This window comes from Snuella lapsa (assembly GCF_039539345.1).
In the GTDB taxonomy this organism is placed as follows: Bacteria; Bacteroidota; Bacteroidia; order Flavobacteriales; family Flavobacteriaceae; genus Snuella; species Snuella lapsa.
Genome location: NZ_BAABCY010000016.1, coordinates 97481 through 120796, shown reverse-complemented (window position 1 = coordinate 120796; position 23316 = coordinate 97481). Strand labels below are relative to the sequence as shown.

Sequence of the window (23316 nt, the reverse complement as noted above, 5' to 3'; positions counted from 1 at the left end):
GATATTAATAATTAAAGTTCTGTATTATAAGTTACATTTCTATGATGAACATTCATAATTTATCGATTTCATTTCAAGGCGAATATTTGTTTGAAGATATAACTTTCAAGTTGGGGAATGGAGACAGAGTAGGCCTTATTGGAAAGAATGGAGCAGGTAAATCGACAATGCTCAAAATCTTGGCGAAAGAAATGGAACCCGACACTGGGCAAATTGCAGGCGATAAAGCGCTTAAAATTGGATTTTTAAAACAAGATATAGATTTTGTTTTAGGAAGAACGGTGTTGGAAGAAGCTTATGAAGCTTTTACTGAAATCAAGCAGTTAGAGGCCAAAATGGAAGCGATAAACACGCAGCTGGCAGAGCGTACCGATTATGAGAGTGAAGGGTATCATCAGCTAATGGTCGATGTTAACGAGTATCAGCACCAATACGAAATTTTAGGAGGCTATAATTACCAGGGCGATACAGAAAAGATTTTGCAAGGACTTGGCTTTAATAGAACCGACTTCAATAGGTTAACCGATACGTTTTCAGGAGGATGGCGTATGCGTATTGAGTTGGCTAAGTTGTTGTTGCAGGATAACGATATACTGTTGTTGGATGAGCCAACAAACCATTTGGATATTGAGTCGATTATTTGGTTGGAAGGGTTTTTGAATAATTATTCAGGAGCTGTGGTTATTGTATCTCACGACAAAATGTTTTTGGATAATGTGACCAATAGAACCATCGAAATTTCGCTAGGCAGAATTTATGATTATCCAAAGCCGTACTCAAAATATTTGGTGTTGCGAGAGGAGCTTAGAACACAACAACTAGCTTCCCATAAAAATCAGCAAAAGCAAATAGAACAAACCGAAAAACTCATTGAGAAATTTAGAGCTAAAGCTTCTAAAGCAACCATGGCGCAGTCGCTTATAAAAAAGCTTGATAAAATGGATCGTATAGAGGTTGATGAGGATGATAATAGTGTAATGAGCTTAAACTTCCCTGTGTCTATAACGCCAGGTAAGGTGGTTGTTGAAGCCGAAGGGGTGTCAAAGAATTATGGAGATAACCAGGTTTTAAAAGATGTCGATTTACTTATAGAGCGAGATAGTAAAACGGCCTTCGTTGGACAAAATGGTCAAGGGAAATCTACTTTGGCAAAAATCATTGTGGGTGAAATTAAATATGAGGGGCATTTAAAGTTGGGGCATAATGTGCAAATAGGTTATTTTGCCCAAAACCAAGCAGAGTATTTAGATGGCAATAAAACCGTCTTGGACACCATGATCGATGCTGCTAATGAAACCAATAGGAGTAAAGTGAGGGATATACTCGGAGCATTTTTGTTTCGGGGAGAAGAGGTCGATAAGTATGTGCGGGTACTATCGGGTGGTGAACGTAACAGGTTAGCCTTGGCTAAACTAATGTTGCAGCCATTTAATGTGCTAATAATGGATGAGCCCACCAACCACCTGGATATAAAGTCTAAGAATGTTTTAAAGGAAGCACTTGCTAGATTTGAAGGAACTCTGGTTTTGGTATCCCACGACCGGGATTTTCTTCAGGGATTAACTAATAAAGTATACGATTTTAAAGACCATAAGCTAAAAGAATATCTGGGAGATATAGATTACTATCTAGAACAACGAAAAGTGGAAAGTTTAAGAGAGGTCGAGAAACGAACTGTTATTAAAGAGGCACCCAAAGAAAAAAAACAACAATCTTACGAAGAACAAAAAAAGCTTAAGTCTTTAAATAATAAATTGAGTAATGTCGAGGCAAAAATAAATGATATTGAGCGGGACATTAAGAAAATTGACTTGTCACTGGAAATTAATTATGAAGAAGTAACTTCAGAACCGGGCTTTTTCGATGCTTACCAAAAAAAGAAAGAAGTCCTACAAGAACTTATGCAAAAATGGGAGGATATTCAAATTGAAATTGAAAGCATGGACGCTTAGTTTATTTAAGTTTTTTTTAACGTTTTAAGTTGCCGTATTAGATAGTTTTGTAACTGAAACACAAAAACATACTAATGCGTAAAATTATTCTTGCGGTTATAGGTTTCGTACTTATAGCAGCCTCTGTGCTATTAGCTATAATGCTTATAGCCAATAAAAATAAGCCCAAGCCTTTTAAGGAAAAGATTGTTAAGACCGTTTTTACAGATACTGTAGTAAACGGAACAGTTCAAATTACTATTCCTTCCAATGGGAGCCTGGTGGCTAAACGTAGGGTGGAACTGTATTCTGAAGTTCAAGGTGTGTTTAAAATGGGGACTAAGCTTTTTAAACCAGGGCAGCAATTTCGTAAAGGAGAAACCTTAATTCGAATGGATGCATCAGAGTATTATGCAAGTGTTCAGTCTTCAAAAAGTAATTTGTACAATGCCATAGCGGCAATTATGCCCGATTTGCGTTTGGACTTTCCAGATGTTTATTCAAAATGGCAGGATTATCTCAATAGCTTTGATATAAAGAAAACAGCACCTGTGCTGCCTGAAATGGATTCCGATAAAGAAAACTATTTCATTTCTGGACGAGGTATTGTGTCAAATTATTACAATGTTAAGAATATGGAACAGCGTTTGTCCAAATATACAATTTTAGCACCTTTTACTGGTATTTTAACTGACGCATTGGTAACAGAAGGGTCCTTAATAAGAAATGGACAGAAATTAGGTGAATTTATCGATCCCTCTGTTTATGAAATGGAAGTTGCAGTAAGTAAATCGTATGCCCACTTGCTAAAGATAGGCGAACAGGTTGTTTTAACGAGTTTAGATAAGACGGAGACCTATAAAGGCTTTGTCTCCAGAGTTAATGGAAGTGTTGATCCAACCACGCAAACCATTACTGCATATATAGAGGTGAAAGATGAAAAGTTAAAAGAAGGCCTGTATCTGGAGGCAAACTTAAGTGCAAAACAGGAGAAGGACGCTATTGAAATTAATAGAAACTTGTTGTTGGATACGCAGCAGATATTTGTGGTTAGGGACAGTATTCTAGATGTTATAGACGTTAAGCCCGTTTATTTTTCAGAATCCAAAGTAGTTGTCAAGCAAGTGCCCAACGGAACGATTATTTTAAAGAAAATGGTGCCGGGTGCTTATGCCGGAATGTTGGTTAGGCCTTTTGTTAATAAAAATAACGATCAGGAAAGCGCTAATTAGCATGAGAAAGATTTTAGCTTACTTTATAAAATACCATGTTGCAGTAAATGTTTTTATTCTTGCGTTTTTTGCGTTTGGTGTTGTTGGCGTTTTGTCGCTTAAATCTTCGTTTTTTCCTCTGGTTGATTCTAAGATAATCAATATAAATGTAACCTATCCGGGAGCTTCGCCTCAAGAAATTGAGGAAGGGATAGTGCTTCAAATAGAAGATAATTTAAAAGGTTTAAAAGGTGTAGATCGCGTAACGTCGGTTTCAAGGGAAAACAGCGGGATTATAACCGTAGAAATAGAGAAAGGGGAGAGTATAGACTTTATGCTTTTGGAAGTCAAGAATGCGGTCGATAGAGTCCCTTCTTTTCCAACCGGTATGGAGCCACTTATTGTTGCAAAGCGTGAAGAAGCAAGACAAACCATTTCTTTTGCCATTAGTGGTAACGAGATTCCCCTAGCAACTTTAAAGCAATTGGGAAGGCAGATAGAGAACGATTTAAGAACTATTGATGGCATTTCGCAAGTAGAAATTACCGGCTACCCTAACGAAGAAATTGAAATCGCCGTTAATGAAGCCAGTTTATTGGCATACGATTTAACTTTTAGCGATGTTTCTAGAGTTGTTAGTGCATCGAATATACTGGTAACAGGAGGTAACATAAAAACAGAATCAGAAGAGTATTTGATTAGGGCTAATAATAGATCCTACTATGGTGATGAACTGTCAAACATTATAGTGAAAGCTAATAAAGATGGTAAAGTAGTTCGGTTAAAAGACGTAGCCATTATTAGAGACCGTTTTTCTGAAACCCCAAACGCTACATACTTTAATCAGCAATTAGCGGTTAATGTTTCTATAACGAGTACCAATAATGAAGACTTGGTTTCTTCTGCCGATAAGGTAAAAAGCTATATAGAGGATTATAATGCAAAACACAACAACGTGTATTTAAATGTTGTAAACGACAGGTCTATAACATTAAAGCAGCGTACACAATTACTCGCCGAAAATGCGTTTATGGGAATTTGTTTGGTATTGGTGTTTTTATCCTTATTTCTCAATACGCGTGTGGCATTTTGGGTGGCTTTGGGGCTTCCTATTTCCTTTTTGGGCATGTTTATTTTTGCAGGACAGTTTGATGTTACAATAAATGTACTGTCCCTATTTGGAATGATCATTGTTATAGGTATTTTGGTGGATGACGGTATTGTTATAGCCGAGAATATTTACCAACATTACGAAAAGGGTAAATCGCCCGTTGAGGCAGCGATAGACGGTACCTTAGAAGTGATTCCTCCCGTAGTTTCGGCTATTGTAACAACCATTTTGGCGTTTTCGTTGTTCTTTTTTCTAGAAAGTCGCATAGGGGAATTCTTTGGGGAGGTATCGGTCATTGTTATATTAACTTTGGCAGTATCCCTTATAGAAGCCCTAGTCATTTTACCAGCTCATTTGGCACACTCCAAAGCCTTACGGAAAAAGAAAGAGGAAGGACATCCGTCTAAAATAAAGCAGTTTTTCGCTAAAATGCGACTTATAAATAAGATGGGCGATACAATCATGACATTTTTAAGAGATAGAGTGTACGCCCCAGTTTTGGATTTTGTTTTAAAATTTAAAATATTTTCGTTAGGTATTTTTGTGGCACTTTTAATATTAACATTTGGTTCTATCGGAGGCGGAATTATTGGGGTTACTCTGTTCCCATCAATTGCCAGCGATCGCGTTTCGGTAGAATTGGATATGCCAAATGGAACAAATGTAAAGGTGACAGACTCAATTATATCTATGATAGAAGAAGCTTCCTTTCTGGTAAACAAGGAGTTTACTGAAAAATATTTACAAGGAACCGATAAGCAGCTTTTTGAAAATACCATTTTAACCATACGTAGTAGTTCCAGTGCTGTACTAGATATTAACATGTTGCCGGGAGAAGAACGACCAGATGTTATTAATGCTTCTTTGGTAGCCAATCGTTTGAGAGAATTGGTAGGGCCTGTTATTGGTACTGAGCGTTTAATTTTTGGATCTGGTGGTAATTTTGGTGGCAGCCCAGTCTCTGTCTCTTTATTGAGTAATAATATTGAAGAATTAAAAGCGGCGAAGCTGGAGTTGAAATCTACTTTGCAATCAAACCCCCTATTAAAAGATGTAGCCGATAACGATCCTGCGGGAATTAAAGAAATAAGATTACAGCTTAAAGAAAGTGCTTATTTGCTGGGGCTGGATTTAAGAACAGTGATGAGTCAGGTGAGATCAGGTTTTTTTGGTGCTCAGGCACAACGTTTCCAACGAGGGCAAGATGAAATAAAGGTGTGGGTACGGTACGACCGTAGTAATCGCGAATCGATAAATAACTTAGATGATATGCGCATTGTAACACCATCGGGCGAACGTGTTGCCTTGCGGGATATCGCAACATATACTATTGCTCGCGGTGATGTGGCAATAAACCATTTGGATGGTCAACGGGAAATTCAAGTTTCAGCAGATCTTAAGGATAGAAATACCAGTGCAACAGATATATTAGATGATATCAAAACCAATGTAGTTCCTAGAATTCAATCGCAATACCCTACTATTTCAGCATCGTTTGAAGGGCAAAACCGCGAAGCAGCTAAGCTGTCCAGATCATTACAGCGCACTGGAATAATTATACTATTGCTTATATATATTACCATTGCTTTTACATTTAGAAGCTACAGTCAGCCTGTTTTATTATTGTTGTTAGTACCTTTTAGTTTAACGGCGGTTGCTTGGGGACATTGGTTGCTTGGTTTCTCTGTTAATGTTTTATCGCTTTTGGGTATCATAGCTTTAATAGGTATTATGGTTAACGATGGTTTGGTGTTGATAGGTAAATTCAATTCCAACCTTAAAGAAGGGATGTCTTTTGACCATGCTTTGTTTAATGCAGGGAAGTCACGTTTTAGAGCTATCTTTTTAACATCCCTAACAACAATAGCAGGATTAGCACCACTGTTGTTGGAAAAGAGTAGGCAAGCACAGTTTTTAAAGCCTATGGCGATTTCTATTTCCTTTGGTATAGGTTATGCTACCATACTAACGCTGTTGGTATTGCCATTGTTTTTGGCTTTTAGTAATGGGATTAAGAAAAATGTTAAATGGCTCGTAACAGGGAACCACGTTACAAAGGAAGAGGTTGAACGCGCTATAAAAGAATTAAATGAAGAACATGAATATTAGGTACATTGCTATAGGGCTTCTTATGCTGACTGGAATGGTCAAGATAACAGCACAGCAAAATTTGCAAGTAATAACACCAGACCAAGCCGTTGCCCTTGCATTAGAAAATAATTATGGAGTAAAATTAGCGAATAATTATGTTGCTATAGCCGAGAACGAGGCAAGCGTATTAAATTCAGGGCATTTGCCAACAGTTACGGGGAACGCTGGAGCGGTTTACAATCTGGATAATACTGAAGCTGAATTTTCCAATGGGGAAAGTACAAAATTAAATGGTGCTGAAAGTTCTAGGTATAATGCTTCAGTAAATTTAAACTACACTTTATTTGATGGTTTGGGGAGAGCTTATAACTATAAGCAGCTTAAACAACGTTATCAGTTATCTGAATTGGAAGCTAGGGAAACTATTGAAAATACCATATTACAACTCTTTACAGTATATTATAATGTTGCCCAATTAACCGAGAATACCTCGGCTATTCGGCAAACACTAACCATTTCAAAAGATAGGCTAGCCAGAGCTAACTATCAGTTTGATTATGGGCAAAGTACAAAACTGGGTGTGTTAAATGCCGAAGTAGATATTAATAACGATAGTATCAATTACATTAATACATACCAGCAGTTAAAAAATGTTAAGCGTGATTTGAATGTGGTTACAGGTAATATGTTACCCCAGGATTTTGAAGTTGATACCAAGGTAAACTTTTTATTGCAACTAAGCAGGGAAGCGTTGTTAGAAAAGACATTATCTAACAATATTGCAGTTTTACAGGTTAACAAAGGTATTACAATTACCGAACTGGATGTAAGGAAGGGGCGGTCAGCCTATTTACCAAGTGTTGGATTGACCGGAACATATGGATGGAGTAAAAATAATAACAATGCTGCATCTTTTCTAGCAGTCTCTACAAATACAGGTTTATCTGGAGGTGTGAATTTACGTTGGAGTCTGTTCGATGGAGGAACTACTATAACCAGGGTCAAAAATGCTGAGATAGCATTGGAAAATCAGAAACTAATGAAGAAACAATTAGTTATGAATATTACTAGGGATTTCAACAATGCATGGGATGATTATCAAAATAAACTGGATATTTACAGGATACAGGAAGCGAATATTGTTACCTCTCAGAACAATTTTAATCGTACCCAGGAAAAGTTTAAGTTAGGTCAGGTGAACTCCATCGAATTTAGACAAGCGCAGTTAAATCTTTTAAACGCCGAGCTAAATAGGAATCAGGCAAAATACCAAGCAAAATTAGCCGAATTACAAGTGCTGCAATTAAGCGGAGAACTTTTAAATATTGATTTTTAGGTACTCTAATCTAAATTAAAGAAGGAAGAAGCTTAACCTAAAAGAGTGGCTTGTTTTATCTATATACCGATGATCGGTTGTTAAATGTTAAAATTTTATGCATTTCGTCGAATAAAATAGTTTTTAGTCTATATATGGGGTAATTTCGTAAGAGAATTAATCCCCAATTTATCAATTATGAAGACTTTAAAACTTATTGTTATATGCCTTTTTGTTTCAGTACATGCATTTGCAGGTATTTCGTTAACAGAAAAAGAAGCATTGTTAGCGTTGTATAAATCTACTAATGGTGCTGAATGGAATGCAACTTGGGATTTAAATGCCTCAATCGATTCGTGGTTTGGCGTAAAAGTACAAGACGATAAAGTTGTTGAAATTAACTTGCCTTTTAATAATTTACAAGGTGCATTGCCTCAGGAAATAGGAAGCTTAGTTCATTTGAAAAAAGTGAATTTAGGATTCAATAAATTAACAGGAACACTGCCATCTTCTCTAAAAAACTTAAAAGAGCTAACGTCTTTAGAATTGTTTATGAACGGATTGGAAGGTGATATTCCGTCTGAGTTAGGAGAATTAAAGAACCTAAAATCCTTGAAACTTTACAGTAATAAATTTACGGGAACCATTCCACAGTCTTTAATGGGTTTAACAAATTTAGAAGAGTTGTTGTTGGGAAGTAACTATCTTACTGGAACTATACCTACAGAGATATATGCCCTAACAAAATTAAAGAAGTTGAGTTTAATGGATAATAAATTACATGGTGAGATTCCTTCAGAAATAGCTCAATTAAGAGATCTAGAAGAATTAATATTGTCAAGTAATCAACTTACAGGTGAATTGCCTATGGAATTTATGAACCTAACAAAGTTGAATACCATGATGGTAAGTGATAACAACTTAAACAAAGAATATATTACAGTGTCTGGACGTAATCGTCCGCCAGGAATGATGTATCTGGAGCTTCAAAATGCAACAGCAACAATGGATATTGAAAAAGAATAATTTCGAGTAAATTTTTCATAAATTTTAGTTGGTTGGTTTAAATCGACAATATCAAAAAAGATGTTGTCGATTTTTATTTATTAACTTTAGGATTATGATAGAACATTACTTTACATGTCCTTACTGTTGGCAGAGCATTTCGATGATGATTGATAATTCCGTAAGTAGTCAAACATATATCGAGGATTGTGAAGTTTGTTGTAATCCAATTCAGGTGTCCATAAAAATAATTAATTCAGAATTGTCGGACTTTCAGTCAGATAGCATATAACAATAATTTTTTTTGTTTTTATGCTTGCATTACATAAAAAGGATTGTATATTTGCAGTCCAATATCGCGGGATAGAGCAGTAGGTAGCTCGTCGGGCTCATAACCCGAAGGTCACTGGTTCGAGTCCAGTTCCCGCTACTAGATAAACAAAGGCTTTCAAGAAATTGAGAGCCTTTTTATTTTTCTGTTGTAAAAACAATGTAAAAACAAATGTTAGTTTTGAAACTTAGATATTACCTCAATTTCCTTCTTCTAAATTAATATAATAACGCGTACTTTTTAGCTCTCCTGTTTTAAACAGAAGATTTTTATCTACTAAATCTTTTAAATCCCTAGTTGCTGTTGAAGCAGAAGTTTTTGCAATGCGCGTATAGTTTTCTGCACTTAAACCACCTTTAAAGCCATGATGTCCCTCTCTAAATATACGACGTAAAACAGTCGTTTGACGCTCATTTATCAGGGTAGCAAAACGATCAAAGAATTTTGCTTTTTGAATTAAACACTCAATAATCTGCAAGGTATTATTTTGAGCATCAATAACTGTCTGACCAAAACACAATAACCACTCTGTAAGATCTAACTTCATATTATGCTCGCCCAAAGATTCATAATAAGCTTTCTTGTTGGATTGAATCATTTGAGATAATGAAATCAGGGCAGGGCGACCCAAACTTATAGAAAGGGACTTTTCTAAAGTTGCCCGAGCTATCCTTCCATTTCCATCCTCAAAAGGGTGAATGGCTAAAAAATAAAAGTGAGCAATTCCTGATTTTGCCAATAACGAACTAGTGCTCATTCCATTTGCGTGTTGCTGATTAAACCAATCGTTAAAAGCTTTCATTTCATGTGTCATACTGTTGGAGGGAGGGGCTTCATAATGTACCGTTTTCTTATCCATCCTTGTGCCAGAAACAATTTGTATAGGGTCTTCATGCGTTCGGTAGCGACCAATATCAACCAAATCCCTTCTGCCATTGGTAAGCATTCTATGCCATTCAAATAAATATTCGTTTGTTAATGGTTCATCATTAGGTCTGATATAGATTGACCATCATTTCAGAAATTCCAAACTCAGCAGCAGGTAATTTTCTGTTTTCAACGGCTAATCCTAAATTTTTCTTGATGGACTCTTGAATGCTATCACGATTTAGATACTCACCTTCTATTTCTGCGGTTTTTATCGCTTCATCAGATAATACTTCCGCAATTAACAGATCTTTCTTATCGTTAGATACATGCTTTAAAGCACCCAATGCCATTGCGCTAAACTGAATAAACGCAAGTTCTAACCCTAGCAAAGTCTCCTCATCAAAGGTGAAGTTAGGCCATTTATCTTGTTGCCAATTCCATTTAAAAGCTGTCATGAGCTATAAATAAAGGTTTTTAGCTCAATTTAAATATGCCCTCTGATTTTTAAGGATGTGAGTGTTCAATTGTAAACCATGGAGTGCAGGAAGGTTGGGCAAGGAGTTAATAAATGTTGTCAGGGTTTTCGTGGGTCTGAATGGCTTTTGGGAAACATTTTTTGGTAATCATCTTCATGGAGCTAGCCATATCCAGGGTAATTTCCTTGACCTTGTTTCTTTTGGTTTTGGGTATTTTAAGGAGCTGTTCTATAATGGGCTCCCCTTTGGGTTTTTTACGGTCAACTTTGTAAGAATGCTCAGGTTGTTCTTAATAACTTCAATTTTAGCGGGATTACTTTAAAAATCAATTAAAATATTATATATTTGCAGCGTTGAAAAGGAAAATTAAGAAATGAGGGGACGGAAAGTCCCCTCTTTTTATACTGAAAATGTTTAAAAATACTGTTAAAGATTTATTGGATGCGGCGCTTAAAGAGCGATTGGATTTGTTTCTTATCGATTTTTCCATCCAAGGTGATAACCAAATAAGAATAATAATCGATGGCGATAATGGTGTTTTGGTTGAAGATTGTATGTTTGTAAGCAGAGCCATTGAGCATAATTTGGATAGGGAAGAACAAGATTTTTCCTTAGAGGTGATGTCGGCTGGAGCAACAGCTCCTTTGGTTTCCCCGCGACAGTACAAGAAGCATGTAAACAGGCAGCTAAAGGTTAAAACAGCATCCGAAAATATAGAAGGTGTGCTTACAGAAGCTACCGGTGCCAATATTACATTAGAGTGGAAGGTTAGAGAACCAAAACCGGTAGGTAAAGGTAAAATAACTGTAAATAAAAAAGCGCAAGTCGCTTATGAGGACATTGTAGAAGCAAAAGTTATGATTAAATTTTAATTTAAAAGAGTTATGGAGAATATCGCGTTAATTGAATCTTTTTCAGAATTCAAAGACGATAAGTTAATTGATCGTGTAACGTTAATGGCAATTTTAGAGGATGTATTTAGAAGTGCCCTGAAAAAGAAATATGGCGATGACGATAATTTTGATATTATTGTTAACCCAGATAAAGGGGATTTGGAGATATGGAGAAATAGAATTGTAGTAGCAGACGGTGAAGTAGAAGATCCAAATCAGGAAATATCTTTAAGTGAAGCGCGTAAAATCGAGCCCGATTTTGAAGTAGGTGAAGATGTGTCAGAAGAAGTTAAGTTGGTTGATTTGGGAAGAAGAGCTATTTTAGCATTGCGTCAAAACTTGATTTCAAAGATTCATGAGCACGATAATACTATCATCTATAAACAATTTAAAGACTTAGTAGGCGATATATACACCGCAGAAGTACATCACATTCGACATAGAGCGGTTATTTTATTGGATGATGAAGGAAATGAAATAGTATTGCCAAAAGATAGGCAAATACCTTCCGACTTTTTTAGAAAAGGAGATAATGTAAGAGGTGTTATTGATAGCGTTGAACTTAAAGGTAATAAACCAACGATTATCATGTCCAGAACATCGCCAGTATTTTTGGAAAAGCTGTTTGAGCAAGAAATTCCAGAAGTTTTTGATGGTTTAATAACCATTAAAAATGTAGTTAGAATTCCTGGTGAAAAGGCAAAAGTGGCGGTAGATTCTTATGATGACAGGATCGATCCCGTAGGTGCATGTGTGGGTATGAAGGGATCAAGGATTCACGGTATTGTTCGCGAATTGGGTAATGAAAACATAGATGTTATTAACTATACAAATAACTTACAATTATTTATTACCAGAGCATTAAGCCCCGCTCGCGTAACGTCAATAAAAATAGATGAAGAGGCTAAAAGGGCTGAGGTTATTTTAAAACCAGAAGAAGTTAGTAAAGCCATTGGTAGAGGAGGACATAACATTCGATTGGCAGGGCAATTGACTGGTTATGAAATTGATGTGTTTAGAGAAGGTGCTGAGGAAGATGTTGAGTTGACAGAGTTCTCAGATGAAATTGAAAGCTGGATTATTGACGAATTTAGTAAAGTTGGACTCGATACAGCGAAAAGTGTATTGGAGCTTGATGTAACTGATTTAGTGAAAAGAACAGACTTAGAAGAAGAAACAATTAATGACGTTATTAGAATTTTAAGGGAAGAATTCGAAGAATAACATATATTTGAGTATTTTAAAGGCAATTTATGGCTGAAACAATTAGATTAAATAAAGTATTACGCGAACTTAATATTTCTTTAGACCGTGCCGTGGAGTTTTTGGATTCCAAAGGTATCGAAATAGATAAGCGACCTACTACGAAAATTTCGGAAGATGTTTATAACATTCTTTCCAATGAGTTTGAAACAGATGCTAGTAAAAAAGTGGCATCCAAAGAGGTTAGTGAAGCTAAACTTAAGGAAAAAGAAGTATTGCGTGAACAACGTGAGCGTGAACTTGAAGAAAAACAAAAAGAATTAGCTAAAAAAGAAGAGGTTATAAAAGCTTCTAAAGTACTCTCTGGTCCTAAGCAAGTTGGAAAAATAGATTTAGACCCTAAGAAAAAAGAAGAAAAACCAATTCCGGAAAAGAAAGAAGAAGCTCCCGTAAAGGAGGAGGTAGAAGTTGCTAAGGTTGAAAAAGTCGAACCTAAGGTTGTTAAGGAACCAGTTGTTAAAGAAGAACCCTCTAAAACAGCACAAGAGACCGCACAACCTAAAGGGCAGGAAAAACCGGTAGAGAAGAAGCCGGAGGCAAAAACATCAGAGTCCCCTAAAAAAGAGGTTGTTTCAGAAACAGATGGAATAATTAAGGAGGAGCGTGTAGAAACAAAGTACCAAAAGCTTACTGGTCCAAAAATAGCAGGAGATAAAATTGATTTATCGCAGTTTAATAAGCCTAAAAAGAAGAAGGAAGATAAAAAAGCCGATCAGAAGTCTGGAGCTGATGCTAAAAACAAGAAAAAACGCCGCCGTATTAGTAAAGTAGGAGGAGCCCAACCAGGAGGAGGTGCTCAAGGTAAAGGCGGTAATAGAGGCGGTAACGATCGCTTTAAAGGAAATAAAGCAGGTGGTAGGAGACCTGTTATAAAAGAGGAGCCTAGCGAAGAAGATGTTAAAAAACAAGTAAGGGAGACTCTTGAAAAACTACAGGGTAAATCCAATAAAGGTAAAGGAGCTAAGTACCGTAGAGATAAACGTGAACATCATAGAGATCAAACCGAAAAGAGCTTACAGCAAGAAGCTGCGGAAAGTAAGATTCTTAAAGTAACCGAGTTTGTAACGGCAAGTGAAGTTGCTACTATGATGGATGTTCAGGTTACACAGATTATATCTGCCTGTATGTCGTTAGGTATGATGGTTACAATGAACCAGCGATTGGATGCAGAAACTTTATCGATCGTTGCAGAAGAATTTGGATACCAAGTAGAATTTGTGACAGCAGATATTGAAGAAGCTATCGAGGAAGTTAAAGATAAGCCAGAAGACCTAATAGCGCGAGCGCCTATCGTAACTGTAATGGGGCATGTAGATCATGGTAAAACATCATTACTCGATTACATACGTGAAGAGAATGTAATTGCAGGTGAGTCTGGAGGTATTACACAACATATTGGAGCTTACGGTGTGGAATTGGAGAATGGTCAAAAAATAGCATTTTTGGATACTCCAGGCCACGAAGCCTTTACGGCGATGCGTGCACGTGGTGCGCAGGTAACCGATTTGGCTATTATTGTGGTGGCTGCCGATGACGATATCATGCCGCAAACAAAAGAGGCAATTTCGCATGCACAAGCTGCAGGCGTGCCAATTGTGTTTGCCATCAATAAAATTGATAAACCAGATGCTAATCCAGATAGAATAAAAGAAGGTTTAGCCAATATGAATTTATTGGTAGAAGATTGGGGTGGAAAAATACAATCGCACGATATCTCGGCTAAAGTGGGAACTGGTGTAAAAGAACTTTTAGAAAAAGTATTGCTTGAGGCTGAATTGTTAGAATTAAAAGCTAATCCTAATAAACCAGCAACTGGAACTGTGGTCGAGGCTTATTTAGATAAAGGACGCGGTTATGTGTCTACCATTTTAGTGCAGGCAGGAACTTTACGTATTGGAGATTATGTATTAGCCGGTCAACATAGTGGTAAGGTAAAAGCGATGCATGACGAACGTGGTAACAATGTGCATGCAGCCGGTCCATCAACACCCGTATCAATTTTAGGGTTAGATGGTGCGCCACAGGCTGGTGATAAGTTTAATGTGTTTGAAGACGAACGTGAGGCAAAGCAAATAGCCGCCAAACGTGCTCAGCTACAACGAGAGCAATCTGTTCGTACACAACGTCACATCACATTAGATGAAATTGGTCGTCGTATCGCATTAGGAGACTTCCAGGAGCTAAACATTATACTTAAAGGAGACGTAGACGGTTCGGTTGAAGCATTAACAGACTCATTCCAAAAACTATCTACCGAAGAAATACAAGTAAATATCTTACATAAAGGTGTAGGAGCTATAACCGAAAGTGATGTGTTATTAGCTTCTGCTTCCGATGCTATTATAGTAGGATTTAATGTAAGACCTGTTGGAAATGCTAGAATGATTGCTGATAATGAAGAGATCGATATCAGAACATACTCTATTATCTATGACGCCATTAACGATCTGAAAGATGCAATGGAAGGTATGTTGTCGCCAGAGGTTAAAGAAGAAATGACTGGTACAGCAGAAATAAGAGAAGTGTTTAAGGTGTCTAAAATCGGTAGCATTGCCGGTTGTATGGTAACTAATGGCAAAATACTTCGTAATTCAGGTATCCGTTTAATACGTGACGGTGTGGTTGTGTATACAGGAGAGCTTGCGTCTTTAAAACGATTCAAGGATGATGTGAAGGAAGTGACAAAAGGTTACGATTGTGGTATGCAAATTAAAAACTATAACGACATTAAAGAGGGCGATATCATAGAAGCTTTCCATGAAGTAGAAGTTAAAAAGAAGCTTAAGTAGTTTTTAACTGTTAATCTTCCAAAGATAATATTGGCCTCATCATAAATTATGATGGGGCTTTTTTATTAAAGTTTGTTTAAGGTTTTCTATTTGTAGAATTCCAAGCTATAGCATTAATAAATAGATGATATGTTCATCCAAATTTTAGTTAATTTTAAAATAATTCTTGGAAAGCTCACGTGTGCTTTTTATATTTGTTTTGCAATTATGAGTGAAAATATAAAACCTGTCACGATTAAAGATGTGGCAAAAGAACTTGGGATCCATCATGTAACTGTTTCCAGAGCCTTAAGAAATACAGGCTCATTAAAGGCAGAGACAAGGGAATTAATAAAAAAAACAGCAAATGAGTTGGGGTATAAACCGAATCGTTTAGCTCGAAATTTTAGAAATAAGAAAAGCGATGTGCTGGCGGTTGTCGTTCCGGATTTGCGTCCCTATTTTTTCTCTAAATATATTTCGGATTTTATTGAAGTTGCCCAAAAAGAAGGGTATTCGGTGATGATATTCCAATCCAGTGAAAAGGCCGATTTAGAAAAAGAAATTATAGATTCCTTGATTGGATATCGGGTAATGGGAGTAGTGGCATCGGTGGCTAAGGATACAGTACATGAAAATCACTTTGATGTATTAAAGCAAGAACAGATTCCGTATGTGTTTTTTGATCGGGCTCCAGAGCAGACCAAAGCATCTCAAATATTGGTCAACAATTTTCAAGGAGCTTATGATGCAGTTACTGCAATGCTGAAATCAGGAAAAAAAAGGATAGCCTATATCTCTACCAATTATGAGCATAAAATATTTCAAGATCGATTGCTTGGGTATAAGCAGGCATTAAAAGATAATGGCTTGCCTTATCTGGAAGAATTGGTTGTAAAAGGAGGGTTTTTTATGAAAGATGGATTTGATGTAACGAAAACATTAATGGCGTTAAAAGAAAAACCAGATGGAATCCTGGCAGTAAGGGACGAAATAGGTATAGGAGCTATTAAATATTTGAAGGAAAATGGAATAAGGATTCCAGAGGATGTGGCTGTTATAGGATTTGATAATGATCCTATGGGTGTGGCTTGTGAACCAGAGTTAACCACGGTTGATCAATCTGTGCCTTCAATGGTAGAAGGTACTTTTGATTTATTATTAAGACAAATAAAAAATAACAGTCTAAATTTTGAAAAGAAATTAATAGAGCCTAAAATTATTTTTAGAGGATCAGTTTAGTTTTTAATATAATATATACTAAGGTTTTATAATTTAATGGAGAAGTTCACATTTATGGTTGTTGGTAGAGTATATAAAAATATGGGATCGTTAGTGGTGTTCAGTTTGATGTTGCTATCATGTAATAACGCTCATGAAGCCTATAAACCCCTTCCAAAAAAAGTAGATTTTAATTTTGATGTTCGTCCAATTTTAGTTCAAAATTGCTATTTATGTCATGGGCCGGATCCCAGCAGCAGAAAAGCTGATCTTAGATTAGATACTTATGAAGGAGCGACTGCAGCTTTAAAGGAAGGAGGGCATGCTATTGTACCCGGAAAACCGAAAAAAAGTGAATTAATGTATCGGATTACTCATGAGGATGACGATAAAATTATGCCTCCTCCTGAGATGAACAGTAAACTTAGCCAAAGAGATATAGATATTTTAGAAAAATGGATTGAGCAAGGCGCAAAATGGAAGCCACATTGGTCATTTATTAAGCCTAATCCGGAAGCAGCAAATAACAATATCGACTATTTCGTTAATAATTACTTAGACCAAAAAGCCTTATCCCAAGCCCCAATTGCGAATCAAAATACGCTTATTAGGAGGGTGTCTTATTTGTTGACGGGCTTACCCCCGCTTCCCGATGATGTGGAAAATTTTATTGCCGATTCCTCTGATGATGCTTATGAAAAGATGGTTGATAAATATTTGAATTCGACGGCTTATGGCGAACGATGGACCAGGCATTGGATGGATTTGGTGAGATATGCAGAAACCAAGGGTCATGAATTTGATTACACGATCACAGGTGCTTGGAAATATAGAGATTATTTAATTAGAGCATTTAATGATGATGTCCCATATGATCAGTTGTTAAAAGAACATTTAGCCGGCGATTTATTGCTAGAAAAGAGATATAATAAAGAAACAGAGTTATTAGAATCTCATATTGCTACTGCTTTTTATGCTATGGGAGAAGGGACGCATAGTCCAGTAGATGTTCGTCAGGATGAAGCCAATCGTATTGATAACATGATTGATGTTACTTCAAAAACATTTCAAGGGCTTACAGTATCATGTGCCAAATGCCACGATCACAAATTCGATCCAATTACCGCGGCAGATTATTACGCTTTTTATGGTATCATGGAAAGTACACGCTTTACTCCGCTAGATTCAGAAATATCTAAAGAAAAAGAAACAACCGCAAAAGAACTGCAAGAAATTCAAGATTATTTAAAAACCATAGTGGCTAAAGAAACTGATTCTCGAATTTCGATCAATGAGTTTGCAAGTAATAATGAGGATGATAAGAAATCTGCAAACTATAAAATTCTAGGAGATTTTAGAGGCCTTGATTTTGGTAAGTGGGAAACAAGTGGGATGGCGTTTGGAGATAAAACCACATTAGGACATCCAATAATTGATATGTCTTCTGGAAAATTAAAGGCTTTGGAGGAAGGGAAGGCTTCAAGTAGAAGTTTTGGAACAGGCATTTTAGGAACGTTAAGATCTCCAGATTTTGTTTTGGATTCAGATTATATTGGTGTACGTGCAAAGGGGGAAAGTAGTACAATTAGAATTATAATAGATAATTTTCAACTTATACGAGATCCTATTTATGGGGATTTGACAAAAAGTGCAAATGCTTCAGAGTGGACCAACTACACCTTTAATGTTGGTGCATGGAAAGGCCATAAGGCTTACATTGAAATTCTTACTGGCGAATATGAAGAACATGATTTTAGATTATCCGAAAAAGCATTTATTGAAGCGCAATACGCCATTTCCTATGATGATAAGTGGCCTTCAAGGGTTAAAAGCGAAAGCAACGAACCTGCTGTAAAGAAAATAGAAACGATTAATAAAAAAATTAGGAAGGGAACATTACAGGCATACTTACCTAAATTGGCCGCTAAAATTGATAGCTGTCAAAAGCTTGCGGAAAAGTTAAAGGGTAAATCGTTTTTTTATGGGGTTTCTGATGGCTTTGCAATTAATAGCCCGGTATTTATTAGAGGAAGATATCAGGATCTTTCTGAAGAGAACGTTCCGAGAAGATTTTTATCAGCATTACCTTTAGGTGATACACCATTTAAATCCAAAGGTAGTGGGCGGTTGGAATTGGCTGATGCTATGCTCAATAAAGAAAACCCCTTAACGGCCAGGGTAATGGTGAACCGTATTTGGCATCATCTGTTTGGAAGAGGAATTGTTGAAACAGTTGATAATTTTGGGCTTCAGGGAAAGTTACCTTCACATCCGGAACTTTTGGATCATTTGGCTATCAAATTTCAAGAAAATGGTTGGTCCATAAAAAAAATGATAAAATATATAGTGACTTCAGAAACATTTAAAAGAAGCACTATTGTAAACCAAGCCGTTTTAGAAAAAGACCCTAACAATATCTACCTAGCATCGTTTCCTGTGAGACGATTGGAATCTGAGGCTATTAGAGATGGAATCTTGTTGGCATCTGAAAGTTTGGATTCTACAATTTATGGACCTCCTGTACCTACATACTTAACAAAGTTTATGCAGGGAAGGGGAAGACCCGAAAAATCTGGTCCGTTAAATGGCAATGGAAGACGAAGCATCTATCAGGAAGTTAGACGAAATTTTCTAGAACCAATGATGACAACTTTTGACCGTCCGATACCATTTACCACTTTCGGTAAGCGTGATGTCACGAATGTACCCTCACAATCTTTAATTTTAATGAATGATCCTTTTGTGATCAGCCAGGCCGAAATCATGGCAAAAAAATTATTAAGTGAGAATGGACTATCATTTGAAGAAAGAATAGCGTGGATTTATATGCGTACATTTTCCAGAGAACCTTCTGAAGAAGAAGTTGCGCATGCATCTGAATTTATAAAGCAGTTGGCAGCTATGAAAAAGATAGATTACAATGCAACCGATATGGATGTAGAACTATGGAAAGAGTATTGTCATAGTGTATTTAACCTAAAAGAATTTTTATACTTAATATAATGAGCAAGTATCATAATTTTATGCAGAAACCGCTTTCGCGACGGGAAATGTTGAGTATTTGTAAAGGAGGATTCGGGTCCCTTGCATTTATGAGTTTGTTTGGGACATTACCATTGTCCTGTGGGCAATCTGAAAGGGCCATTTTAGATGCTGGTTCAAACCTTAACTTAGGGCCACACTATTTGCCAAAGGCCAAAAGCATCATATTTCTTTATATGGATGGAGGGGTGTCACAAGTAGATTCTTTTGATCCTAAACCAAGGCTAACTAAAGAGAACGGGCAAGACCCAAGAAAGAAGTTTAAAGTCGATGCCACACAATTTGATAATGTTGGAAAAATACTCAAAAGCCCGTGGGAGTTTAAACAATATGGTGAATGTGGAATGCCTGTAAGTGAGCTTTTTCCACATATTGCGACCTGTGTGGATGATATAGCACTAATTAGATCAATGACATCCCAATTTCCAGAACATACCAATGCAAATTATTTTTTACATACAGGTAGTGGGCTTCAAGGACGGCCAAGTATGGGATCATGGATAACTTATGGTTTAGGTAGTGAAAACAAGAATATTCCGGGTTATGTAGTGCTGGATGGCGGACTTATACCTCCTGGCGGACTTGATAATTTTAAAAATGGCTTTTTGCCGGCCTCCTATCAGGCTTCTATTTTAAGAGCCGGGCCACAGCCTGTTGCTAATATTAGGCCTCAAGAAAGTATTCCAAACTTACAGGAACAGAAGTTAGACTTTATAAAACAATTGGATAAAAAACAGCTTAATGAAATAGGGGAAGTAGATGCAGTTGAATCGGCAATTTCTAATTATGAGTTAGCCTATAAAATGCAATCTTCAATTCCGGAGTTAACGGAGTTTAAAGAGGAAACCAAGGCTACGAAAGAGTTATATGGTTTCAACTCAGATGATCCACACACAAGGGGATATGCAGCACAGTGCTTGTTGGCGCGTAGACTTGTTGAAAGAGGGGTGCGTTTTATTGAATTGACTTGTCCAAAAGTAAGCGCAGATCGTTGGGATCAGCATGGGAATTTAAAGGATGGCCATGAGAAAAACGCCCATGCCGTAGACCAACCCATTGCAGGATTGTTAAAAGACTTAAAGTCCAGAGGCTTACTGGAAGAAACCCTAGTTGTGTGGACAGGTGAGTTTGGAAGAACACCGTTCGCCCAAGGTACTAACGGTCGAGACCACAATCCGTCAGCTGGTAGTATGTGGATGGCGGGAGCAGGGATAAAAGGAGGTACTATTTATGGGCTAACAGATGAGTATGGCTATAGGGTCATAGAAAATGAAGTAACCGTTCATGACATTCATGCTACAATGCTGCATTTAATGGGAATTAATCATGAACATCTTACATTTAGATTTGGAGGACGGGATATACGACTTACGGATGTACATGGACATGTTATAAAGGGAATCTTAAGTTAAGTTAAAGTATAAAGGAAAATTAAAACTGAATGAAAATTAAAACTGTTTTTAAATTTATAATAGTTATAAGTTTAAGTATGCCCTCCGCTTTATGGGCGCAAAAAGGAACTCCAGAAATAGCACATTCATTTTTTATAGCCGGACCTCAATTTACAGGTATTATTGGTGAGTCCGGAGATATTGTTTGGGATTCCAAAAAAACTGGAGCAAGGGATGGTTATGTTTTAAAAAATGGACATGTTTTAATATGTTGGAGTGATGAGGTAAGGGAATATAATAAGAATAAAGAGATTATTTTTAGTTATAAAAAATCAGAACCTTCAATGGAGTTAGGAACGGCTTTGCGATTGCCAAATGGAAATACTATGATTACAGAGTCTGGTACAAAACCGCGTATTGTTGAAGTTGATAGAAAAGGAAAAGTAATAAAAAGCATTGCTTTGCAGCCTGAAACCGATAATATTCATATGCAGACCAGAATGGCCAGAAAACTGAAAAATGGCAATTACCTTGTTCCGCATTTGTTGGCATTCGCCGTTAAAGAGTATCAACCCGACGGTACCATAGTAAACACTTTTAGTACAGATTTTGAAGCGTTTGGTGGAAGAAAAGCAGAGACTTGGCCGTTTACGGCTATTCGATCTAAGAATGGAAACACATTGGTTACCCTTACCCATGGAAATAGTGTTGTGGAGTTAGATTCACAAGGAAACATAATTTGGGAAATAAATAATGCGTTGTATGATGAGAATCCTTTGGTAGATCCTTGTGGTGCTCAGCGATTGCCTAATGGCAATACGGTTATTGCAAGTTATGGAGCACAAGAAGGGATTAAAATTTTTGAAGTAGACCAGGATAAGAATATCGTATGGACCTATAATGGGTATAGAGCACACCACTTCCAAATATTAACAACAAACGGCAAACCAATAAAAGGAAAACCGCTCAAATAAGATTGATGGAATTATATAATTTAATAATCGGAAGTGTAGCAGAAGATCCTTCAGACATTTTAATCTTTTTTGGTAGAATCCATCCCTTGGTAGTCCATTTTCCAATCGGGTTTTTATTGCTTGCAGCATTAGTTGAACTATCTCTAAAAAAGCAACACTTTCAAATATTAAAGAATTATACGCATTACTTATGGGGATTAGGGGCACTAAGTAGCCTCGTCGCTATTTTGTTTGGTTATTTTCTTTCGCTTTCAGGAGATTATAATGAGAATACAGTTTTTTTACATAAATGGAGTGGAATAGCATTGTTTGTATTTTCAGCAATCTGTTATTATGCTTCCAAAAAGCAAGTACGACTCCCGTTTTATGGTAAAAAAGTACTCATAGCTGTTATTGTGTTAACCGTTTTTTACACAGGCCATTTAGGTGGCAACCTTACCCATGGGGCCACTTACTTATTGGAATATGCGCCCAATGCTATTCGGTCTCTCGCCGGGATGCCCAAGAAAGCAATTCCCAGAAAAAAAGTAACGGTTTTAGATTCAGCAGATGTGTATTTAGATCTAGTTTCACCTATTATGGTCAATAAATGTGTGAGCTGTCATAATAACGACAAGAAAAAAGGCGCTTTAGATTTAACGACTTTTGAAAAATTAATGCAGGGAGGTGAAAATGGTGATGTTATTGTGCCGGGAGATGTTGAAGCTAGTGATTTTTACAGAAGAATTACATTGTCCGAATCTCATGATGATTTTATGCCTGCGGAAGGGAAGCGTCCGTTGACCGAAAATGAAATTGCACTTATTGGTTGGTGGATAGAAAATAATGTACCTTCAAAAGGGTATTTTACACAAATGACCCCAGACGATGATATAGTTGGTAGGGCAAAGGCATATCTTGGGTTGGATGTTAACCTCCTTTTTAAGGAAAAAGTGAATCCTCCTAAGAAAAAAGTTATAGACTCCTTAAGCAATCAGGGTTTTGTTTTGACCAAGCTTATGAAGGATAACTATTATTTAGAAGCCAATTTTAGTTTAAGTGAAAAACCTATTTCCGAGGCAAGCCTTGAGACATTAATACAGTTGAAGGAGCAATTGATATGGCTAAATATGAGTCATTCGGGTATAAAAGATGAGCATCTTGAAAAAATAGGACAGTTGCATAAATTGATAAAACTAAACCTAAGTAGAAACCATATTACAGATCAGGGTCTAGTACAATTATCTAACTTACAAAATTTAGAGTCTCTTAATTTATATGCCACCAAGGTTTCTGATAGTTTACTTGTAGTTATCCCTAAATTTACAAAGCTCAATAGACTATATCTTTCAAGCTCTAATGCTAATAGCAAAATTATAGAACAGCTCCAAAAAGGAAATGAAAGCCTCACTATAGTATTTGATTAAAGAATTATTAAATCAGC

General features: G+C 36.7%; 17 protein-coding genes and 1 tRNA gene. 15 read left to right on the top strand and 3 right to left on the bottom strand.

Annotated features, from left to right (window positions below; translation table 11 throughout):
• Window positions 1–41 precede the first annotated feature (41 nt).
• The 7 genes from ABD792_RS02825 to ABD792_RS02795 all read left to right on the top strand — a co-directional run bounded on the left by ABD792_RS02825 (window position 42) and on the right by ABD792_RS02795 (window position 9094).
• Window positions 42–1952: an ABC-F family ATP-binding cassette domain-containing protein gene (locus ABD792_RS02825; protein ID WP_345004250.1), complete on the top strand. Its 1911-nt coding sequence runs from the start codon at window positions 42–44 to the stop codon at window positions 1950–1952.
• A gap of 74 nt (window positions 1953–2026) precedes the next feature.
• Window positions 2027–3163, top strand: coding sequence for an efflux RND transporter periplasmic adaptor subunit (locus tag ABD792_RS02820; RefSeq protein ID WP_345004249.1), 1137 nt, complete (start codon window positions 2027–2029; stop codon window positions 3161–3163).
• Between the two features lies 1 nt (window position 3164).
• Window positions 3165–6362, top strand: coding sequence for an efflux RND transporter permease subunit (locus ABD792_RS02815; protein ID WP_345004248.1), 3198 nt, complete (start codon window positions 3165–3167; stop codon window positions 6360–6362).
• A complete protein-coding gene (locus tag ABD792_RS02810) occupies window positions 6352–7680 on the top strand; it encodes a TolC family protein (RefSeq protein ID WP_345004247.1) in 1329 nt (442 codons plus the stop codon). Before ABD792_RS02815 ends, ABD792_RS02810 begins: the two co-directional genes overlap by 11 nt.
• 177 nt (window positions 7681–7857) lie before the next feature.
• The gene (locus tag ABD792_RS02805; RefSeq protein ID WP_345004246.1) at window positions 7858–8685 is read left to right on the top strand and encodes a Two component regulator three Y domain protein; all 828 of its coding nucleotides are present in this window, start codon (window positions 7858–7860) and stop codon (window positions 8683–8685) included.
• A gap of 94 nt (window positions 8686–8779) precedes the next feature.
• Complete coding sequence (locus ABD792_RS02800; RefSeq protein ID WP_345004245.1) at window positions 8780–8956, top strand: zinc ribbon domain-containing protein; 177 nt, start codon at window positions 8780–8782, stop codon at window positions 8954–8956.
• 65 nt (window positions 8957–9021) lie between these two features.
• Window positions 9022–9094: transfer RNA gene (locus ABD792_RS02795), tRNA-Met, on the top strand.
• A gap of 100 nt (window positions 9095–9194) precedes the next feature.
• On the opposite strand, the gene ABD792_RS02790 is transcribed toward ABD792_RS02795, so the two are convergent.
• From ABD792_RS02790 to ABD792_RS02780, 3 genes are all read right to left on the bottom strand, one after another.
• The gene (locus ABD792_RS02790) at window positions 9195–9995 is read right to left on the bottom strand and encodes a Fic family protein (protein WP_345004324.1); all 801 of its coding nucleotides are present in this window, start codon (window positions 9993–9995) and stop codon (window positions 9195–9197) included.
• Entirely contained in the window at window positions 9985–10320 is a 336-nt protein-coding gene (locus ABD792_RS02785) for a DUF4172 domain-containing protein (RefSeq protein ID WP_345004244.1), read from the bottom strand. Before ABD792_RS02785 ends, ABD792_RS02790 begins: the two co-directional genes overlap by 11 nt.
• A 106-nt stretch (window positions 10321–10426) precedes the next feature.
• The gene (locus ABD792_RS02780; protein WP_345004323.1) at window positions 10427–10576 is read right to left on the bottom strand and encodes a transposase; all 150 of its coding nucleotides are present in this window, start codon (window positions 10574–10576) and stop codon (window positions 10427–10429) included.
• Window positions 10577–10751: 175 nt separating this feature from the next.
• On the opposite strand from ABD792_RS02780, the gene rimP reads away from it, so the two are divergent.
• From rimP to ABD792_RS02740, 8 genes are all read left to right on the top strand, one after another.
• Window positions 10752–11213: a ribosome assembly cofactor RimP gene (gene rimP / locus ABD792_RS02775; RefSeq protein WP_345004243.1), complete on the top strand. Its 462-nt coding sequence runs from the start codon at window positions 10752–10754 to the stop codon at window positions 11211–11213.
• A 12-nt stretch (window positions 11214–11225) separates the two neighbouring features.
• Window positions 11226–12458, top strand: coding sequence for a transcription termination factor NusA (gene nusA, locus ABD792_RS02770; protein WP_345004241.1), 1233 nt, complete (start codon window positions 11226–11228; stop codon window positions 12456–12458).
• A 29-nt stretch (window positions 12459–12487) separates the two neighbouring features.
• Complete coding sequence (gene infB / locus ABD792_RS02765; protein WP_345004240.1) at window positions 12488–15286, top strand: translation initiation factor IF-2; 2799 nt, start codon at window positions 12488–12490, stop codon at window positions 15284–15286.
• Between the two features lie 207 nt (window positions 15287–15493).
• Entirely contained in the window at window positions 15494–16507 is a 1014-nt protein-coding gene (locus tag ABD792_RS02760; protein ID WP_345004239.1) for a LacI family DNA-binding transcriptional regulator, read from the top strand.
• A gap of 36 nt (window positions 16508–16543) precedes the next feature.
• Complete coding sequence (locus ABD792_RS02755; protein ID WP_345004238.1) at window positions 16544–19489, top strand: PSD1 and planctomycete cytochrome C domain-containing protein; 2946 nt, start codon at window positions 16544–16546, stop codon at window positions 19487–19489.
• The gene (locus ABD792_RS02750; RefSeq protein WP_345004237.1) at window positions 19489–20940 is read left to right on the top strand and encodes a DUF1501 domain-containing protein; all 1452 of its coding nucleotides are present in this window, start codon (window positions 19489–19491) and stop codon (window positions 20938–20940) included. The genes ABD792_RS02755 and ABD792_RS02750 overlap by 1 nt, the downstream gene beginning before the upstream one ends.
• A 29-nt stretch (window positions 20941–20969) precedes the next feature.
• Window positions 20970–21893, top strand: a complete 924-nt coding sequence (locus ABD792_RS02745) for a beta-propeller domain-containing protein (RefSeq protein WP_345004236.1) — start codon at window positions 20970–20972, stop codon at window positions 21891–21893.
• Window positions 21894–21898: 5 nt separating this feature from the next.
• Window positions 21899–23299, top strand: coding sequence for a c-type cytochrome domain-containing protein (locus ABD792_RS02740; protein WP_345004235.1), 1401 nt, complete (start codon window positions 21899–21901; stop codon window positions 23297–23299).
• Window positions 23300–23316 lie beyond the last annotated feature (17 nt).

Coding starts and splice junctions, on each gene's coding strand:
- ABD792_RS02825 (WP_345004250.1), top strand. CDS start 42: ATGATGAACATTCATAATTTATCGATTTCATTTCAAGGCGAATATTTG.
- ABD792_RS02820 (WP_345004249.1), top strand. CDS start 2,027: ATGCGTAAAATTATTCTTGCGGTTATAGGTTTCGTACTTATAGCAGCC.
- ABD792_RS02815 (WP_345004248.1), top strand. CDS start 3,165: ATGAGAAAGATTTTAGCTTACTTTATAAAATACCATGTTGCAGTAAAT.
- ABD792_RS02810 (WP_345004247.1), top strand. CDS start 6,352: ATGAATATTAGGTACATTGCTATAGGGCTTCTTATGCTGACTGGAATG.
- ABD792_RS02805 (WP_345004246.1), top strand. CDS start 7,858: ATGAAGACTTTAAAACTTATTGTTATATGCCTTTTTGTTTCAGTACAT.
- ABD792_RS02800 (WP_345004245.1), top strand. CDS start 8,780: ATGATAGAACATTACTTTACATGTCCTTACTGTTGGCAGAGCATTTCG.
- ABD792_RS02785 (WP_345004244.1), bottom strand. CDS start 10,320: ATGACAGCTTTTAAATGGAATTGGCAACAAGATAAATGGCCTAACTTC.
- rimP (WP_345004243.1), top strand. CDS start 10,752: ATGTTTAAAAATACTGTTAAAGATTTATTGGATGCGGCGCTTAAAGAG.
- nusA (WP_345004241.1), top strand. CDS start 11,226: ATGGAGAATATCGCGTTAATTGAATCTTTTTCAGAATTCAAAGACGAT.
- infB (WP_345004240.1), top strand. CDS start 12,488: ATGGCTGAAACAATTAGATTAAATAAAGTATTACGCGAACTTAATATT.
- ABD792_RS02760 (WP_345004239.1), top strand. CDS start 15,494: ATGAGTGAAAATATAAAACCTGTCACGATTAAAGATGTGGCAAAAGAA.
- ABD792_RS02755 (WP_345004238.1), top strand. CDS start 16,544: ATGGAGAAGTTCACATTTATGGTTGTTGGTAGAGTATATAAAAATATG.
- ABD792_RS02750 (WP_345004237.1), top strand. CDS start 19,489: ATGAGCAAGTATCATAATTTTATGCAGAAACCGCTTTCGCGACGGGAA.
- ABD792_RS02745 (WP_345004236.1), top strand. CDS start 20,970: ATGAAAATTAAAACTGTTTTTAAATTTATAATAGTTATAAGTTTAAGT.
- ABD792_RS02740 (WP_345004235.1), top strand. CDS start 21,899: ATGGAATTATATAATTTAATAATCGGAAGTGTAGCAGAAGATCCTTCA.